Annotated in this window: 13 protein-coding genes and 1 tRNA gene; 6 read left to right on the forward strand and 8 right to left on the reverse strand. The window is 50.8% G+C overall.

All coding sequences use genetic code 11. The features are described 5' to 3' along the window. Positions 1–123 precede the first annotated feature (123 nt). A complete protein-coding gene (locus tag AC6I7T_RS22135; RefSeq protein ID WP_497789862.1) occupies positions 124–1,767 on the forward strand; it encodes an AsmA family protein in 1,644 nt (547 codons plus the stop codon). 90 nt (positions 1,768–1,857) lie between these two features. Next, the gene (locus tag AC6I7T_RS22140; RefSeq protein WP_497789863.1) at positions 1,858–3,108 is read left to right on the forward strand and encodes a cation:proton antiporter; all 1,251 of its coding nucleotides are present in this window, start codon (positions 1,858–1,860) and stop codon (positions 3,106–3,108) included. A 75-nt stretch (positions 3,109–3,183) separates the two neighbouring features. On the opposite strand, the gene AC6I7T_RS22145 is transcribed toward AC6I7T_RS22140, so the two are convergent. From AC6I7T_RS22145 to AC6I7T_RS22170, 6 genes are all read right to left on the reverse strand, one after another. Beyond that, positions 3,184–3,696: a DUF2147 domain-containing protein gene (locus tag AC6I7T_RS22145; protein WP_497789865.1), complete on the reverse strand. Its 513-nt coding sequence runs from the start codon at positions 3,694–3,696 to the stop codon at positions 3,184–3,186. A gap of 61 nt (positions 3,697–3,757) precedes the next feature. Next, positions 3,758–5,278 (reverse strand): TolC family protein, encoded by a 1,521-nt coding sequence (locus AC6I7T_RS22150; protein ID WP_497789866.1) that lies wholly within the window; start codon positions 5,276–5,278, stop codon positions 3,758–3,760. Then, complete coding sequence (locus AC6I7T_RS22155) at positions 5,266–5,943, reverse strand: ATP-binding cassette domain-containing protein (RefSeq protein ID WP_497789868.1); 678 nt, start codon at positions 5,941–5,943, stop codon at positions 5,266–5,268. Before AC6I7T_RS22155 ends, AC6I7T_RS22150 begins: the two co-directional genes overlap by 13 nt. After that, entirely contained in the window at positions 5,943–7,121 is a 1,179-nt protein-coding gene (gene devC, locus AC6I7T_RS22160; RefSeq protein ID WP_497789869.1) for an ABC transporter permease DevC, read from the reverse strand. Before devC ends, AC6I7T_RS22155 begins: the two co-directional genes overlap by 1 nt. Further along, positions 7,118–8,134 (reverse strand): hypothetical protein, encoded by a 1,017-nt coding sequence (locus AC6I7T_RS22165; protein ID WP_497789871.1) that lies wholly within the window; start codon positions 8,132–8,134, stop codon positions 7,118–7,120. Before AC6I7T_RS22165 ends, devC begins: the two co-directional genes overlap by 4 nt. A 72-nt stretch (positions 8,135–8,206) precedes the next feature. Beyond that, the gene (locus tag AC6I7T_RS22170; protein ID WP_497789873.1) at positions 8,207–8,401 is read right to left on the reverse strand and encodes a hypothetical protein; all 195 of its coding nucleotides are present in this window, start codon (positions 8,399–8,401) and stop codon (positions 8,207–8,209) included. Between the two features lie 129 nt (positions 8,402–8,530). Between AC6I7T_RS22170 and AC6I7T_RS22175 the strand changes: the two genes are divergently transcribed. From AC6I7T_RS22175 to AC6I7T_RS22185, 3 genes are all read left to right on the forward strand, one after another. Further along, complete coding sequence (locus tag AC6I7T_RS22175; RefSeq protein WP_497789874.1) at positions 8,531–9,754, forward strand: sensor histidine kinase; 1,224 nt, start codon at positions 8,531–8,533, stop codon at positions 9,752–9,754. Continuing rightward, entirely contained in the window at positions 9,751–10,395 is a 645-nt protein-coding gene (locus AC6I7T_RS22180; RefSeq protein WP_497789876.1) for a response regulator, read from the forward strand. The genes AC6I7T_RS22175 and AC6I7T_RS22180 overlap by 4 nt, the downstream gene beginning before the upstream one ends. A gap of 113 nt (positions 10,396–10,508) precedes the next feature. Then, complete coding sequence (locus AC6I7T_RS22185; RefSeq protein ID WP_497789877.1) at positions 10,509–11,738, forward strand: hypothetical protein; 1,230 nt, start codon at positions 10,509–10,511, stop codon at positions 11,736–11,738. Positions 11,739–11,877: 139 nt separating this feature from the next. Here AC6I7T_RS22185 and AC6I7T_RS22190 read toward each other — a convergent pair. Beyond that, a tRNA-Leu gene (locus AC6I7T_RS22190) sits at positions 11,878–11,962 on the reverse strand. A gap of 995 nt (positions 11,963–12,957) precedes the next feature. On the opposite strand from AC6I7T_RS22190, the gene AC6I7T_RS22195 reads away from it, so the two are divergent. Next, positions 12,958–14,763 (forward strand): hypothetical protein, encoded by a 1,806-nt coding sequence (locus AC6I7T_RS22195; RefSeq protein WP_497789878.1) that lies wholly within the window; start codon positions 12,958–12,960, stop codon positions 14,761–14,763. Between the two features lie 99 nt (positions 14,764–14,862). Here AC6I7T_RS22195 and AC6I7T_RS22200 read toward each other — a convergent pair whose 3' ends face one another. After that, a complete protein-coding gene (locus tag AC6I7T_RS22200; protein WP_497789880.1) occupies positions 14,863–17,661 on the reverse strand; it encodes a PIG-L family deacetylase in 2,799 nt (932 codons plus the stop codon). Positions 17,662–17,776 lie beyond the last annotated feature (115 nt).

Consider the following 17,776-nt stretch of genomic DNA (forward strand, 5'->3'; position numbering starts at 1 on the left):
GGATGCCGCAGGAGAACAACTGTTGTTGAAAGCTGTAACCGTTAGGAACAAGACAAAGACGAGCAGAGATGTTATGAAAAAGAGCACAATAGAGTTGTAATTCTGTGGGAGAAAGACATGGTAATGACAAAGCGTACCGGGATGGTAATTGCAGGCTTAGTAGCCGTATTGCTGATCGGCTTCTTGGTTGTGCAGCATCTACTGCAGGCAGAGACTTACCATGGACGGATAGAGACTGCGCTGTCCGATTCTTTAGGACGCAGAGTAGAGCTTGGCCATCTCGATGTTTCGTTGTTTTCCGGCAGCATTGTTGCAGAAGGGTTGTCGATTGCGGATGATTCCGCATTCAGCAATCAGCCTTTTGTAACGGCTAAGGATGTGCACATCGGTGTCGAGATGATGCCGCTGCTCTTCCATCGGGAGCTGCATATCACGGGTTTTACTATTAATGAACCCAAGATCACCTTGGTTCGTTCTGAGAATGGTCTCTGGAATTATTCAAGCCTCGGAGGAGAAGGGAAGCGCAAAGCGCCAACTGCTGAAACCAGTTCTCTTATTCCCAACCTGACCGTTCGTAAGGTAGACATCAAGAAAGGTGTCGTGACTCTTAGTGCCCTATCTCGACAGGGACAACCACGCATTTATACCGATCTAAATGTCAAGGTGCAGAATTTCTCGTTCGCGAATACATTTCCTTTCTCTGTGGAAGGTAAGCTTCCTGCAGGTGGGAGTCTGGACATTAGCGGTAACGGCGGTCCATTCAATCAACACGATGCTTCGCTAACTCCCCTTACGGCACATGTAGTACTTAAGCACGCCGATTTACTTGGAGCAGGATTTGTCGAACCGGCTCAAGGCATTTCCGGGGTAGCCGATCTGGATGCGAAGGTCGCTTCCAATGGCCAAACACTCCATGCTGAGGGACACATGGATGCAGCGCAGCTGAAGCTGGCCAAGAATGGTACTCCTTCTTCACAGCCCTTGAGTCTTCAGTTTGTCGTAAATCAGCAGTTGCAAGAGCTTACCGGAAAGGTAGAAAGTGCCGACCTGAAGATAGGTAAAGCGGCACTTGCCATAACAGGTACTTATCAAACTCGCGGGACTACGATATCCACAAATCTCAATGTTAATGGGCAGAATATGCCCATTAACGAGCTCGTTGCTTTTCTTCCCTCGCTGGGAATACAGTTGCCTCCCGGTTCCCGTTTGCAGGGTGGCACTCTTTCGACCTCATTGAACGTGAGCGGGCCCGTAACGGCACCTGTAATCAGTGGACCGGTACGTATTGCCAATACTCAGCTGGCAGGATTTGATCTGGGAAAGAAACTAGCTTCGATACAGACTTTTACAGGCGCCCGGACCGGTTCGAATACAACGATTCAAGTACTAAACACGAATCTGCACTATGGCCCCGATGGAACCCAGACAGACAATCTGGCTGCAGTAGTCGAAGGAGTCGGAGCCGCATCGGGAAGTGGAACTGTCAGCCCCGGTGGAGCATTGAACTATCATCTGGTGGTTAAACTTTCCTCCACTGGAATAGGCGGTCTGGCAGCACAGGCGATGACTCTATTGCCGGGAGTTTTTGGAACTGCAGTCAATCAGGCTACGAAGGACGGCATTCCCCTTACGATTGGCGGTACAACCTCAAATCCAACCTTTTCTCCTGATATGAGGCAAATTGTCGGAGAAAGACTTCAGCAGAAGAAAAACACCAATTCCAGCCCTTTAACCGATGCGTTAAAGGGATTGTTCCACCGGCACTAGGGTCGGTGTAGGTTGGCAGAATAATTACTCTCTGGTAAACAAGAAGAAACGAAACCTCTGTGGCCGCATGTTTCGCCTATTAGGAGATCCATGACTCTTCTTCTCGTCCAGATGGCAGTTGTCATTCTGGTGACTCTGGCGTGCGGTTGGCTGGCACGAAAGGTTGGTCAGTCACGCGTAATCGGCGAAATTGTTGGAGGGATTGCTCTCGGCCCCTCCGTCTTTGGACGCTTCGCGCCACATGCAGCAGAAGTTTTGTTCCCGAAGTCGTCGTTTACATCCTTCGAAATTCTTTCGACAATTGGTCTGATACTTTTCCTATTTCTGATTGGAATGGAATTGGATTATGCGCAGCTATACCGGCAGCGTACGACGGCTGTTTTAGCTAGTGGAATGAGCATCCTCCTGCCGTTTGCGATGGGCGCCTTGCTTGCACATTCGTTACGTATTCGCTTTGCCCCGCATGGCATCGGCAGTATCCCTTTTGTATTGTTCCTGGGGATTGCCATGAGCATCACCGCTTTTCCTGTCCTGGCGCGCATCCTGGAAGAGAGAGGCTTGCAGAGCAGCGCCTTGGGCACGACAGCTATCCTGTGTGCAGCAGTGGATGATGTTGTTGCATGGTTGATGCTTGCCTTAGCTTTGGCTCTGATTGGAGCGGAAGGAGGCCCTTCCTCGTTGCCTCTGCGGCTTCTCGGACTAGTGGCATATCTCGTGGTTATGCTGGGAGTGATTAAGCCTCTCGCAGCTCGTCTTGCACGTAACAGAGAAGATTCCGATCTCTCCCTTGAACTGCTAGGTATTGTTGCTGCCATGGTGCTTGCCTCTGCGGCGGCAACGGAGGCGATTGGCATTCATCCGCTTTTCGGAGCCTTCCTAGCTGGAGTCTGCTTCCCGCGAATCGAGCATTGGCAAGTTTCACTTCGCGGCCGCCTGGATATGTTGGTTTCTGTCTTGCTGCTGCCGCTCTTCTTTGCTCTTACCGGAATGCGTACCAGACTCGATCTGCTAAGTGGTAAGGCAATGTGGCTGTGGGCCGGTATCGTGCTTTTAGCTGCAGTCTTTGGAAAGATGGGGGGCGCCGCTTTGGCTGCGCGTTGGACTGGCCAGTCATGGCGGAATGCCGTAGCTCTGGGAGCACTTCTCAATACTCGAGGACTGGTCGAACTGATTGTGCTTAACATTGCCTACAACGTTGGGGCATTTTCTCCAACACTGTTTACGATGATGGTGGTGATGGCTCTTGTGACCACGATGAGTACGACTCCGATTCTGAATTGGCTAGGAGTAGAGAATCGTAGTTCGCCCCGAGTCGTTCCTGTTGAAAAGTCAGCAGCATAAGTTCGAAATCTTGCAACAGATAGTAATCCCATTTCTATCGATGCATTCAAAAGCTGGCAGGAAAGCGATCAGCCTTTACCTGATTCGTTCAAGGACTGTGCAGTCGTCTTTTGTCTCTCCGTTGTAGCGAGTCCATGTTTCGGTTTGGCTTAGCCAACTCATGCCGAAGAAGCGTGGCCCTTCCAGCTCTGTGCGAATGAAAAGCTGTCCTGTTTTTCCGGTAGCTATTTGCGCGGGGTAATGCCTGCCGGTTTGCGGATAATAGATATGTCCTTCCCAGGCTCTTAATTTTGGACTCCAGTGAAGATTCCGAAAGACCTTCATGCCGCAAACATGCTGCATGCGCATGGATAGAGATTCGTTTTTTACATCCAGAAGCAAAGCTCCATTTGCTCCATAATTGGGACGCATCCCGGCGATCCTTCCGCATAATCCTGTGCCGCAGACTTCAATTGCGAGGACAGTTTTTCTGTCAGGGGAAAGCCATAGGTTACGAGATAGATCCTTGTCAGCATGGAACTCGGTCTTGGCGCAGGCGCAGAGCTGCAAGAATAGCACTAATATCAGGGAAAGCTGTACGGTTTTCACTGTTGTTCTCCTTGTGATTAGCGTCCTGACCAGGGAAAGATTGCAGTGTTGCAGCTAAGTTTTAGGGCAAAGTGAAGACGATTCCCCATGCCGTCAAAGTCTCTCCGGTTGCGTGCCTCAGGGCTGTTTCTGCGTCGTCACGCGCCCGTAATGCAGCTGAATGCAGCTGATCGCTTCTCTGCAGATCCCTTGCCCGGGTTTCTACCTCGATAAGGCGAACTTCTCCGGCGTGGAATCGACGCAGTTCGCTTTCCATGCGAGCACGCAACTGTTCCTGTGCCTGTTGTGTTTGAGCAATCCGTATCTTGGCAGCTTCCAGAGCGTGGAGTGCTGTCAAAACCTCTGCTGTAACTCGTTCCTGTATTTCCCTTGTCGTTGCGGTGAGTTTTCGCTTTTCTTGTACAGCGCGCTGAATGTGTGCATCTGCCTGTCGGTTATGCAGGGGAAGACTGATGGAAAGTCCGATCTGCCAGGTGGGGTAATCCGGAAACTGCTTGAGGGCCTGTTGAAAGCCCCCCTTTGCATTTCGCAAAATGCCAGGATTGCCACTTATATCGGAAACGGAAACAGGATCCCCGGCTAAGCCTTGCAAACTGACGCCAGTCTTTAGATCGACACGAGGGTGCTTCATGTCACGACCTAGATCTTCTTCCCAATGAGTAAGTTCCTGCTTTTGTTTCAGAAGCGCGAACTCAGGCCGCGTTCGAAATGCACGTGCAATAAGCTGATCTGGCTCGTCTGATGGATAAGGTGTTGTGTCGGTTACTGTAATCCAGACAGGGGCGGTTGCGGGATCTACTCCGAGGGCGAGCGAAAGCTGCATTCGCGCATCGTTTACCCGTTGCTGCACCTGTGTAAGTGATTCTTCTGCAAGAACGAGATCAGCGGAAGCACTACTTTCCTCGGCGGGAGCTAGTTCTCCCGCTGCAATCAGTCTTTGCGTAGAAGAGAGGATGCGGCGTGCCGTGTCGCGATGGAATTGGGTTGTCTCCTGAGCCCGCAATGCCTCTGCTAACTCGTGGTGAGCCGATTCTGCGGTTTGCATAAGAGACGAAAGACGAAGCTGTGCCTCTTCGCGTGCGATCCCAACCTGTTTCCAGCGAACGTGCAGATTATAGCGGTTTTCGTCGATCTGTCTTCCGCGTAGCAATGGCGCTGTCAGGTGAAAGTTCCATTGTGGTGCAAAATAGGGACTCAAACTGTAATAGGGATTATTGGAACTTATCTGCTGATTTTCAAAACGGCTCGAAAGATTGAGGCCCGAATACGGAAGCAACCAGTCAATCTGTGCCGCCTGGCTCCGCAAGCGTTCCTTGAGCTGTCCTTTGGGTGCATCAAGAACCGAAGCTACAGGACTTGTTCCATTCTTAAAGTTTGTTTCGGCACGAAAGACAGGCTCGAAGGCCTCCCGTTCTCCGTTTGCGAGTGCACGTGCTTGAGCAAGAGAAGCTTTCTCAACCTCTATCTCCGGGTGTTGCTCAAGAACACGTATAACTACTTCTTTCAGTGTGATGGTCTCGGTCCGGTTTTCTGGAAAGGACAAGAGAGAGGATGCGAGTACAGCGAGAATCAGGCAGTGCATAGAACGCCATCCTCCATGTGTAAGATCCGGTCGGCAATGTCAAGAATGCGATTGTCATGCGTTACCAGAAGCACCGCGGTCCCACGTTCACTCGCAAGATTTTTAAGCAGATTCACAATCTCTCTGCCGGATTTCGAATCGAGAGCAGATGTTGGTTCATCGGCTAGCAATAGCTTTGGCTTGCGAACGAGTGCACGTGCAATTGCAACCCGCTGGTTCTGCCCACCGGACATTTGATTCGGATATTTATCGGCTTGGTCGAGTAAGTTGACACTTTCCAAGGCTATTCTTGAGTTTTCACTCAATTCCCGTTGCGTAGATTCGAGTGACAGTTCGGCGGCCATATGTACGTTTTGCATGGCGGTGAGATACGGAAGCAGATTATGATTCTGGAACACAAAGCCAATTCCACGTCGTACGCGCGTCAAGACTGCCGGCTCTGTTCCTTGTAGTAGCTCGCCTAACACCTTTACCGTACCGTGTTGGTTGCTTCGTAGGGCTCCAATCAGAGTAAGTAACGTAGTTTTGCCACTGCCGGAAGGTCCAGTGAGCAGAACGATCTCTCCTGCATGGATGGAGAGGCTAACGTCTTTTAAAATTTGTTTGCGAAGGCCATTATTCCCGAAGAAGAAGTTGACCTTTTCTAGGAAGACAACGGGATCCATTAAAAGACCTCCGCGGGAGACGCCTGCCGCAGCTTGCGGATCGCCAGCAGTCCGGAAAAGAAACACATAGTTAATGTCAAGAAAAAGACAAGAATGCTTCGTTGCCATGTCTGTTGCATGGGGATGGACGAGACCTGTTGCGTGAAATGATAGAGAAAGCTCGATGCAATAAGACCGGGAAGATACCCCAGAACACTGAGGATCAATGTTTCCTGAAAGACGATGCCAACGAGGTATCTATCTCCGTATCCAATAGCTTTGAGTGTGGCGTATTCCTTTAGGTGATTGGCTATATCGGTAAAAAGGACCTGATACACGATAACGACTCCAACGATAAATCCGAGAATGACTCCCTGGTTGAAGATGACTCCGATGGAAGTGCTACCTCCCCAGTAGTCCTGTTCTGATTGAATAAGTTCTTCCTTTGTCAGGACACGTAGACTGTTGGGAAGAAAATTTCGTAACGCTGTCTGTACCGCTCCGATGGAGCTTCCTGGATGCAGGCGAATCACTCCAATATCCATGGCTCCAATTTGCCTGTCCGGAAAAGTGCGCTCGAAGGCTTGTTTCCCCATTAATACATTTCCGTCCGCAGCAAAGCTTGCTCCCAGATGAAAGAGCCCCCCAACCTGAAATCTTTGTTTTTCCAGTTGCAGGCGAAGGCGTGGATTCTGGCTCAACATATCGACGATCGGGCCAAATTGGTCGCTACTGGCGTCGTCGTATAGCATCATGTCCGCCATGCGGAGCGTTTCTTTGTGCTTAGTGATTTCGGGGAGGTCTAGTGCCGGACTATCCGGATCAACTCCGATTACAAGCACGGAGCGTTTCACTCCTGTGGTCGGATGTTTTAACCGCCCATTACCGATAAAGAGTTCTCCGACGCTGTCGACCTGAGGAAAATCTTGTGCCAGAATCAGTAATCTTCTTGAAAAGGGTTGTGCTTCGATCAGAGCCTGCGAGCGTTGATCGATAAGAAAGAGGTCGCCGTTTAAATGCGTCTCCAGCAGGGATACGCTATCGGATAGAGATTCTTTGACCCCGAGTTGGGCAAAAATTAGCAGGGTCGAGAAGCTCACTCCCAGCAGGACGACGACAAAACGAAGCTTCTGGTGTGTGAGCTGGAGCCACGCAACTGGAGTCTGTTTCCAGATTGGACGATGCCTTAGATCGCTCATGGAAGGATATGTACCCCCACTTGCATATTGCTCAGTTTGGCTGCCAGTTCGGTGGATCGTGGGTCAAGAGCAATCTGGACGCGGAAGACACGAGCATCGGTTTCTGCTGCTGGGTCACCGTTAATCACTTCGCGTTTCCCCACAACCTGTCCGATGCGTTCTACTTTTCCTTTGAGCATATCTCCCAGCGTTGGCAGTTTGATCTCAGCCATCTGCCCGATACGCACGCGGCGGATATCTGCTTCATAGACCTCGGCCATGACGACCATCTGTTTTGTTTCGCCTAAGTCGAGTACCTTGGTGCTAGCCACCTCTCCAGGGCGGTTATAGATGCGCAGGATCACTCCAGATACGGGTGCCACAATGGTAGCTGCATGGATATCGGACAGAACCCGTTTTGTAGCGGCGCGATTTAGTTCATGCTCTTTACGCGCCACCTCCACATCTACGGGACGCACATTCTCCAAGGTTGTCAGTTGTGCTTGCGCGCGCATAATTTCCCGCTTTGCGTTTTCGAAGTTGAGTCGGCGTTGTTCACATTCGCGAGCCGAAAAATCTCCACTTTTGCACAGTTCCTGCGTGCGTCGAAATTGCGTTTCCGCAATTGCTTTTTCTGACTCAAGCCGTTTGACCAGCCCCTGTTGTGCTGCTATTTCCGAGGACTTTGCTCCAGTTTTAGCTTGTTCCAGGCGGGCTGCGGAAAGTTGTTCCATTGCGAGGGCCTGCTTCAATGTAGCCTGAAGCCGCTGCACATTATCGAGAGAGAACAAGGGCTGTTCTGCGATTACCGTGTCGCCCTCTTCGACAAAAAGCTTTCCGACTCGTGTTCCATCTATACCCGCGGCAGCAGAGATGCTGCGGGTAGATCCCCGGGGTTCCAAGCGGCCGAGTGCATTGACGGAGTAGGGTTGTACTGGTTCCGCCTGTGCTTGTGTTGCGGGCGGTCCGGAATGTTTGCAGCCGCCTAACAACAGCATGATAGTAGCTGTGGCAGCGAGCAATAGCATCTTCATTACATATTCCTTCTATTTTCGAGCTAGAACAGAGATATTTGTGAGGACTTACGCACAGAGATAGGAATGGAATCAACTTTCATGCTCAATGTGGCATGTCCGGTTGTCGATTCCTGCTGCGGACGGCTGGCGATGACCGTCGTTTTTATATTCTGGAGCATCTTTTCCGTCTGAGCCCAAGTAGCCAGCCTGGAGCATTTGTGCTCCAATCTCTCGCATGCTGAAGAAAAGTACAATGCCAAGAATTCCTGCAATCCAGATGTGCATTCGTAGTTCCCCCCTGTGCTATTCAGTCTGCAGAAGGGTGGAATCGCTTTTCGAGTGATGGAAGTCTCGAAAAATGTATGACAAACGTCACTGTTAGCCATGGTTTCGATACCGATAGGATGGAGACCTGTGAAAAATATTCGTCCAGTCACCGTACTGCGTCTCGCCGGACTGTTGATGGGCCTGCTCATGGGGCTTGGGGCCATTTATGCGGAGGTTTTCGGTGTCGGGGTGGATCCCAAAAATCTCATTGATTTGACGGTTCCGGCACACTGGCCACTTGTTGCACGTTCGCTCGCCAAAGCTTCCGGATTTGTTCTTTTCGGGGCGCTGTTGCTGGTCGCAACTCAAGAGCGTTTCTGGCTTCGCACTGCAAGGGCGAACTGGTGGCTATTGGGATTGCAGAGTGCGGTTGCCCTGTACTTCGAGCCAGATCTGTTGTACTTTGTTGCCTCTGAAGTTACGTTTCTCTTACCGGTACGCAGTGCGTTGCTGTGGATTTTGTTTCAATCGGTAGCTGAACTCTGCACCGATATCTACATGAGTCATTCCTACGGAGTTCTTCCCGTTCCGGAGCTCAAGGGGATGTCGAATGCGATGCTTTGGTTCTGGATTGTTATTTCCGCACTTGCCTGGTATCTCATGGCCTTTGCAGTTGGAATGCTGGGATCTTCCGGTGCTAGGCAGGCGCGGGAATTGGCGGCAGCCAACGCAGAACTACGGGCGACACAAGAGCTTGCCTCAGAAACAGCACGAGTAGCCGACCGCGTACATCTTGCACGGGAGTTACATGATTCCGTGGGTCATCATCTGACTGCGTTGAGTATTCATCTCCAGGTAGCTACACGCTTGGCAGAAACGGCTGAAGTACGCTTGCGGGAGAAGATAGAACAGTCATACTTGGTTACGCGCACGCTTTTGGGGGAGATTCGAAATATGGTTTCCGGATGGAATGGAAATGAATCGGTTGGTTTGCGCCCTGCTCTCGAAGCTCTGGCGAAAGAGATTGATCGTCCTCATATCGCAATCCACATAGAACCGGAAGCCGAACAGGTAAGCCCGTTTCTAGGACACACTCTCTTCCGTGTTGCGCAGGAGCTTATTACAAATGCACTTCGTCACTCAAGTGCGGAGAGCATTGAAGTGCATGCCCACAAGCGAAGGGGTGGCTATGAATTGGTTGTCTCCGATAATGGAGCCGGCCAATTGCCGATGTCCTTTGGCAATGGACTCAACGGAGTTCAGCAACGGCTGGCCAGTGTTTCCGGTACTCTTGTCTTTGAAGCCAACAAGCCCCGAGGCCTGCGCGCTATTGCGCGGATTCCCCAGCGCCAGGGAGGAAGCGCAGTATGATTCGTATTCTTCTTGCTGAAGACCAGATGCTCGTTCGCAAAGGAATTGTCGAACTTCTCGGCATGTGTCCGGACTTCGAGGTGGTTGCTGAAGTTGCCGACGGAGAGGAGGCTTTGGCTGCTTTCGACAAGGTGCAACCCGATATTCTGGTGATGGATATTCGCATGCCGGGCAAGTCGGGAATCGATGTTGTGCGCGAGCTAAGCGAACGTCTTCCGGATCCGCCACCATCGCTTCTCCTTACTACCTTTGACGAAGACGATCTTTTCTTTGCGGCATTAAGAGTCGGGGCAGCTGGCTTTCTCCTGAAGGACATCTCCCTCGATCGGCTTGCTGCCGCCATTCGAGATTTGAATGAGGGAAAGACTCTGCTCCAGCCAGCTTTGACGGAGCGGGCTATTCGCCACTTCCGTCAACAGCCCAGGAACTTCGAAGTCAGCGAGACACCGGAGAAGCTGACGCCTCGTGAGCTCCAGATTCTGCGCCTGATTGCTGCCGGATATAGCAATCGCGAAATTAGTGCGGCCTTACTCGTAGCGGAAGGTTCGGTACGTAATCAGATCTCGAATATCTTGGGAAAGCTGGGTGTACGCGACCGCATTCGTGCCGTTTTGCGCGGAGTTGAGTTGGGATATCTATAGCGTGATGTAGAAACGAGTACTAACTTCCACAACTTCACTGTTCGGAATTCCTAACAGAGATATCGCTTCTTGCTCTAAATACTCCGATTTGTCGGCCCGATATAATTATCCAAATGAGCTGTTCGTGGTTTTTGTCTTTGCTCAAGAAGAAGTATGCTGTTTCACTTCTTTGGTTCATGTCCCTGATCGCCGCGATTTGTATGGCTGTGGCATTCCCTTTTGGCATAGATGCAAAAGTCTATGAGAGCACAGTCATTGAAGTACATTCAGGTCAATCTCCCTATAATTCCGGTATTGCTCGCCTACAGCTAAAACATGCTCGGGGTACGAAAGAACGTACGCTGAACTATATCTATCCGCCGATTACGTTGCTTGCAGTGCGTGTAATCGGTCAGATTCCAGTCTGGCTTCGCGCTTCTGGATATTGGATAGCCTATGTTTTGGGAGCGTGGCTATTGCTATGGAGTGAAGAGCACTTTCTTTCTCAAAATGAATGGGGCATTTTCCGCTATCTTTCGCCGCTTTGCGTATTTTTCCCTGGATTACTCAACGATGATTTTCTTTTGGCAGGTAATATAGCTATTGTCCTCTATGGTCTGATTGCTGCCGCTGCGATCTGGGATTATAAGTGCGGCAGCTGGAGATGGTTCTATGGGGCAGTACTTTTAGCCTCTCTTTTTAAGCCTCCAATGCTTACCTTACTTGTAATCCCTGTTTTGACAGCTTATGGCGAGTGGTGGCGAGTAGCGGGTACAGGCTTTCTCAGTAGTGTTTTGTTTGTCTCTCAGAGATGGATGTGGCCTGAAGCTTTTCAGAAATATCTCCAGATGATGAATTTGGAGTTCTTATATAACAAGGAATTTGGCTTTAGTCCTGCGGGTCTACTAGGTGGAGTGCTCTTGGCGCATGGGCATAGCTATCAGACAATCTGTACGGTTTTTTATCTCTTTTATGCCGCAGGTGTTTTGCTGCTGCTCTGGTATTGTTCACGGCATTATTTGGCAGGACGACTTTCCATTTACGACTGGATGCCCGTGCTCTTGATTGGAACGATGCTACTGAATCCTCGAATTCGGCAGTATGATGCCGAAGCCGTAACTCTTCCCTTGGCAATCGTCGCTTGGCGCTTCCTGAAAGAAAAAGTACGCAATAAAAGGATCGCAGTCGCTTTGGTTATGGCGATTTTTGCTGTATGCAATATTTTTGCTGCACTCGCAAATGCCTGGAATTTTACCGAGGGGATTCTAATTGTAGTGATGTTTGCTTTCTCCTTTTGGGGGCTGCAGCAAAAGATCAGGAAAGCGCGACAGCAACTGGTGGATATCGAAGCTGTGACTGTTTGAGCCACTTATGAGCGAGAATTCAGAAAGGGCAGGGAACCTGCTTTGAGGAGGAGTCTTTAGGATCAGATGGGACTTCTCATTGATTTAACGGGGAGCAGCCACAGAGTCAGTTTTATTTGTGGTGTGTAAGCCTGTAGGTTGGTGCGGGCGAGAGGACTTGAACCTCCACGAGTTTCCCCACTAGATCCTAAGTCTAGCGCGTCTGCCAATTTCGCCACGCCCGCAATGGGGATTTAAATTGTTTGCAGCGAACGGGCATTCTTAGGAATACCTCGTTATGACCTTTGCTGCGCGATTGTCATCGTTGCTTCAGGAACAACCTGCTGCCCCGCACTGCGATGACGATCTCTAATAGGGGTCAATTTGCATCCTAGCATGGCCGGGCAGTTGGGAACAGTCTGGAGATGAGGAAATAAGGGGTAAATTTTGCAGAATGAGTAATATAGGGGATTTTAGGCGTATTTCTCGAAAGGAAACGGCAGCAGGGTCTCCGAGTCTACTGCGCCGGAGTTTTCTGCTGCCGCTTGAGAGAGCGTTTATATAGCGTGCCCGCTTAACTGCTCGGGTCTGATGGTCCTGTGTTGCGACTGCTGAACTGCTTTACTACTTTTTTACTGCTTTGCACTACTCAACTACGTTACTTCCAGGACTACTGGTACTGCGAATTCCATCGAAAGCAAGACACCACTGCAAGAACATCAGCTTGAAGCAAAAGCTAGTACTACAATTCTTGCCTTACGAAAGATTTCTTCCTACAACAGCTCTACTGCCGACAACTTTTACTGCCACAACAAGTACTGCACTACCTAAACTGCGAAAAGTGTAGGGATCCTGTTATCCGAATCCTGTTCTGCCCACTTGAGTGAATCATTCAACCTGGAAATATCTTGGCAGGTACCTGAAAATTCCTCTGTGACAGTTGTCCGACAAGCTGGTGATCGTAATCACAGTTTTCTTCCTGCCTACTATCAACTGTTTCCTAACCTGTTAAATCTCCGATATTTCCTCATATCTGGGCCAGAGTTTTTCGAGAACATTCACTGAAATTTCTCAGAACATTCACAAAGGGCTGAGACGATGAGCTCTGGCAAGTTCTGTATCCATTATTGAAGTCCGAGGCCTGCAATTAGCTTCAATGCGGTCTGAACTTTGCCAGAAAGAAGATTCCGCAGGAGTTAGGCGGGTCTACACAAAATAAAAGAAATTCGAGAGAGGCTCAATGAAAACCAATCTTAAGGCGCTTGCTGCTATTGTGCTCGCCACCGCCGTCGGTGTCGGCTATGCACAAAGCACGGCTGGCTCCTCCAACCATGCGCCTGTGAAGAAAGTTCGCAGAAAGGCCGCAGAAAAGAAGCCATCTGTTGAATCGCAGATCGAGGAGTTGCGGCGCGATCTGAATTCGCAGCGTTCCCAAATCGATGGCCTGAAGCAGCAGCTCTCAGATCGCGATGCTCAGCTTCAACAAGCTCAGCAGGCGGCTCAAGCTGCGCAGCAGGCCGCACAGTCCGCCCAACAAGCAGCGAATCAGCAACAACAGCAAGTTGCTGATAATGCAACTCAGGTTTCTACTCTTCAGAGTTCGGTGAGCGATCTCAAGCTCAACACAGCTTCCATCGTCGGGACAATTCAGGATCAACAGGCGACCGTAAAGAAGGCGATTGAAAATCCCGATGCTATTCACTTCAAGGGGGTCACGATTTCTCCAACGGGTAGCTTTATCGAAGCCGCGACGGTATATCGCAGCGCTGCTACCGGTGGTGACATCAATACTCCATTTACCGGTGTTCCTCTTGAACATTCGGATGCGGCTCAGTTAAGCGAGTTCTATGGTTCCGGGCGTCAGTCCCGTATTGCTCTCAAGGCAGTCGGCAAGCTGCCGAACATGACGTTGACCGGATACTACGAATTGGACTGGCTTGGTACCGGCATCACCTCGAACAATAACCAGTCGAACAGCTATGTCGTTCGTCAGCGTCAACTCTGGGCTCAAGCGGCGATGAACAATGGCTGGACCGTAACTGGCGGACAGATGTGGTCGCTGGCCACTGAAACATCGCAGGGTATGTCAAACGGATCGGAAATTCTTCCTGGCACAATTGATCCGCAATATACCGCAGGCTTTGTGTGGACACGGCAGTATGGATTCCGCGTTAGCAAAAATTTCTCCAATAAGTTATGGCTGGGAGTTTCAGCGGAGAATGCCGAGACTCTGAATCCTGCCGGTAGCAATCTGCCGACGAATCTGTTGATCGGCTCCGCCGGCGTTGGTGGAGGTCTTTATAACTCCACTGCTAATTACTCCTTTAACCTCGCTCCCGACTTTATTGCTAAGGCTGTTTGGGAACCCGGTCGTGGACACTATGAACTCTTTGGTATCGGACGCTTCTTCCGTGATCGTGTTTACCCCAATGGCGCAACTAACTCATCGGCAGGGGCCTACAATGACAGCACTGCTGTAGGTGGTGTCGGCGGGGGCTTCCGCATTCCTGCAGCGAATAAGAAGCTTTCGATCGGTTTGAAGGGATTGTGGGGGCAGGGAATGGGCCGCTACGGCGATTCGACCATTGCAGATATTACGCTGCGTCCTGATGGTCAGATTGCTCCGCTGCGTGCCTTCTCCGCTCTTGGCACTTTGGAAGCAAGTCCCACTTCTCGTTTGAGCCTCTACTTCAACTACGGCGGCGATTATGTGTACCGTCGTTACTTCGGAAGAGTTGGATATGGTTCTCCTCAGACAGCGATGTCTGGTTGCAACACGGAACCAGTACCCAGCGGAACGAACACTACCGGCTTCAATCCGGTTAACCCGACTTGCGGAAACCAGAATAAAGACGTGCAGGAAATTACAGCTGGCTATTGGTACAACTTCTATTCAGGACCAATGGGACGTCTCCGTCAGGGGATTCAGTACAGCCACTTCCAGCGCGATCTTTGGTCCGGCACCGGCGGTCCTCTAAATCCGAATGGCGGTGCACGTGGTACCGACCATGTAGTCGAAACATCTCTTCGTTACTATCTACCGTAAGACTTCCCCTCTCCAACAAAAAGGACCCGCGTAGGCGGGTCCTTTCTCTTTCAGGGATATCAGTTCATGACTGCCATGTTGTTCGAACTGGTTTCTTCTTTACTGAGCAGTTCCTTTTATCGAAATCAGATTAGCGAGGATTCGGTAAGCTCCTGGTACTACCTCGGGAAACTGACGATACAGAGCATAAGCAACGTAGGTGTATCGTCCCTTGCCGTAAGGAGCCGTCAGAATTCCTCCCTCTTGCGGGTCTTGTTCCGGATCGGCTGTTTCGGTCAGTGATGTGTATTTGGAATCCCACGAAGCTGCGAAAGAATGTCCTCGTTCTTCCACCCAGCCATTGAAGTCTTCCTGATGAATCGCATTCGGTTGGCACAGCAATGGATTCTCTGTGTGAAGCAGATGAACCGGTGCCTGTTCCGTGACAACCTTCTCTGGAAGATTCCCCAGCGATAACGGATATGGTGTAGGGAAGTCAGAGCTTTGGTACTGAACGACCAGATTGCCTCCGCGTTCGACGAAATCCATTAAACGCCGATTCCATTTGCTTAAGGCAGGTCTAGCCGAATAGGCGCGGATACCGATAATAATCGTGTCATATGCGCACAGATTACCGTTGGCGAGTTCCGCATCGGTAATCAAATGCGGGGTATTGCCCAGGCTTTCGATTGCTGCGGGAACATCGTCTCCCGTGCCCATGACATATCCAATGTGAAGCCCTTCTGCGACCTTCACATCGACTCCCCGAACATGGCTCATTGCCGGACGATAGAGATTTGAGGGTAGCACTCCCTGATAACCTGCTGTCTGCCATCCCTGTTTGTACTCGTGTCCGTTACTTTCCGCAGTTGCTTCCAGCGTGTACAGTTTGGGTTCGAACGTTTGGGGGTGAATCGTGAATGGAAGCGCAACTTCTTCACCCTCCTTGGTAATTTGGAATTGTGCCGATGAAGGTTCGGAGCTCCAGCCCGCCGGCAACTTCAGATGTACCTGCCCCTCTGCGGGAATCTGTCCATGTACTTTTGCTGTAACGGTGAAGGCCTTGCTACTAAGAGGAACGGCGCTGCCGGTTGGATCGAGAGATATGCCCAAGGCAGGTGTAACCAGGAGCGGTTCCTGGATTGATCCTGGTCCTTGAACACGATGGATGGTTTGTACCACTTCTCCTATGCGAATCGTAATGCCGTTATAAGCAAATTCGGCCCACCCGCTGACCGGATAGGGAGCGAGAGAAGCATTTCTCCACCGGGGGTCTTGCACGTCATAGTAGGGTTGTTCGATATTCGGGCGGCTGAAATAAGCCTCGGTAGGCCGGGCATGATCTGGTACTAGAATCTTGAAAAATGTATCTGTACTTGCTACTGAATCTCCACCTTGTTTTTCTACCTTCCAATTTTCGCCTTCGGGAGTGGAGACCTCTGCTTTCATCAGCTTTGCCGCTGCACTGGCAGCAGTCGCATGAACACGGACGAAAAAATTTTGGCCAGGAATGACAGCTTGAGGCGTCTGATTGCCGAGAGATAATCCCTCACTGCTGTTCGATTGCGTCCTGACGGCAGCTACTTCAAGTCCGAGCGCTTCTGCGAGTGCGGTGTTGAACTGGACTAATTTGATATTCAGTTCATGTTCCAGATCTGCTTTGGCATCGTTGGAAAGGGAACTCGCCTTTATTGCATCGAACAGTTTTTGTGTTTCAAGGAGTCCGTCTCTCAGCTGGGGAGCGATCTTTTCCGGTTCTGTAGCAACATAACCGGAAAGAGCAGCGGTGACACTCAACTGTATTTTCTTGAGTCCCTCACGCAAAAAGGCAGGGTTACCGGGCGCGAGCGCAGCCATTCCCTCCAGAGAGGTATCGATTCCGTCAAAGAAGGTCTTTTCGTGCGTGGAGGTAGATACATGGGAGCCCCAACGATGATAGGGATTGCTGGCAGGTCCTGTCAGCACCGGGAATCCACCGCCATTCTGGCTTTTTTGTTCGCCCCATCCTTCTCTCGCAATTTGGACATAAGTACGTCCCAGAACCGGATCGAAAGTGCCTGCTGGTACTTCTACATTTACTTCCGGAGCTTTGTCGCTCCAGGTGCCATCGACATGGTTGCGAAACCGCACGGGAGCCCATTTCCCTGTGGCGTAGTCGAACATACCCTTAGGGCTGACAGGGAAGAATGGGGTGCGCGAGTAAACCTTTCGTGGAGACCAGGGACGTAGTCCGGCGGCGATCTGATCAGGAAAGACCTTGGGATCGCCTGCGGCCTTATAGACTTCCTGTGTGATTTCGCCTGAGACCTGATGTTGTCCATGTCCATCGGTAATTCCGCCGACAAAGACGGACATGACGACGAGAGGCCGATTCAGTCGGACAGCGCGAACGGCATCGTAAAGGACGCGCTCATGACCCCATTTATCGAAGGACTCTTCAATAGTTTTGGAAAAACCGAAATCTGCCACTGTGCCCCAATACTGCTGGGTTCCGTAATACTCGTCGGCGCGCAGCAGTTCCTGCGTGCGGATCAGTCCGAGAGCGTCGTAGCTTTCTCCGGACATTGCATTCTGTCCACCCTCGCCGCGGGTGAGCGTCAAGAGTGAGGTGCGTACACCCAGTCCCCGGCTTTCGTAGGCCAGCATGCTGCCGTCTTCGTCGTCGGGGTGGGCCGTAATCAACATGAGGCTGGCCCAGGTGTTCAGTTTATGCAGGGTCTGTTCAAGTCCGGCTGTGCCACGATCTTCGGACAACTTGCCTGTCCGGATATCGGGAGTGATCTCGGTGGCATAGGGAACAGTTTGGGCTCCGGCACTCGCAGGCAGCACTGCGCAGAGTACCGCGGCAAAACGGCGAATCCAGGTCGGGTGGTTTTTCATCCTTAGGAAGAAGTGTACAATCCGTTCGGTTTTAATCATTTCTGGCTTTTGAAAGACTGAATCCGTACAGAGCTGGAACTGAAAGGCAGCTCAGTACCTTCGCAAAGTAAACGCCTATATAAACCTAACTGATGCCAGAGATTGTCCGTAGACT

The organism is Humiphilus diazotrophicus (assembly GCF_059726315.1).

Bases quoted from the DNA above. Each gene is read 5' to 3' on its own strand.
- AC6I7T_RS22135 (WP_497789862.1), top strand. From the start codon at position 124: ATGACAAAGCGTACCGGGATGGTAATTGCAGGCTTAGTAGCCGTATTG.
- AC6I7T_RS22140 (WP_497789863.1), top strand. From the start codon at position 1,858: ATGACTCTTCTTCTCGTCCAGATGGCAGTTGTCATTCTGGTGACTCTG.
- AC6I7T_RS22150 (WP_497789866.1), bottom strand. From the start codon at position 5,278: ATGCACTGCCTGATTCTCGCTGTACTCGCATCCTCTCTCTTGTCCTTT.
- AC6I7T_RS22155 (WP_497789868.1), bottom strand. From the start codon at position 5,943: ATGGATCCCGTTGTCTTCCTAGAAAAGGTCAACTTCTTCTTCGGGAAT.
- devC (WP_497789869.1), bottom strand. From the start codon at position 7,121: ATGAGCGATCTAAGGCATCGTCCAATCTGGAAACAGACTCCAGTTGCG.
- AC6I7T_RS22165 (WP_497789871.1), bottom strand. From the start codon at position 8,134: ATGAAGATGCTATTGCTCGCTGCCACAGCTACTATCATGCTGTTGTTA.
- AC6I7T_RS22170 (WP_497789873.1), bottom strand. From the start codon at position 8,401: ATGCACATCTGGATTGCAGGAATTCTTGGCATTGTACTTTTCTTCAGC.
- AC6I7T_RS22180 (WP_497789876.1), top strand. From the start codon at position 9,751: ATGATTCGTATTCTTCTTGCTGAAGACCAGATGCTCGTTCGCAAAGGA.
- AC6I7T_RS22185 (WP_497789877.1), top strand. From the start codon at position 10,509: ATGAGCTGTTCGTGGTTTTTGTCTTTGCTCAAGAAGAAGTATGCTGTT.
- AC6I7T_RS22195 (WP_497789878.1), top strand. From the start codon at position 12,958: ATGAAAACCAATCTTAAGGCGCTTGCTGCTATTGTGCTCGCCACCGCC.
- AC6I7T_RS22200 (WP_497789880.1), bottom strand. From the start codon at position 17,661: ATGATTAAAACCGAACGGATTGTACACTTCTTCCTAAGGATGAAAAAC.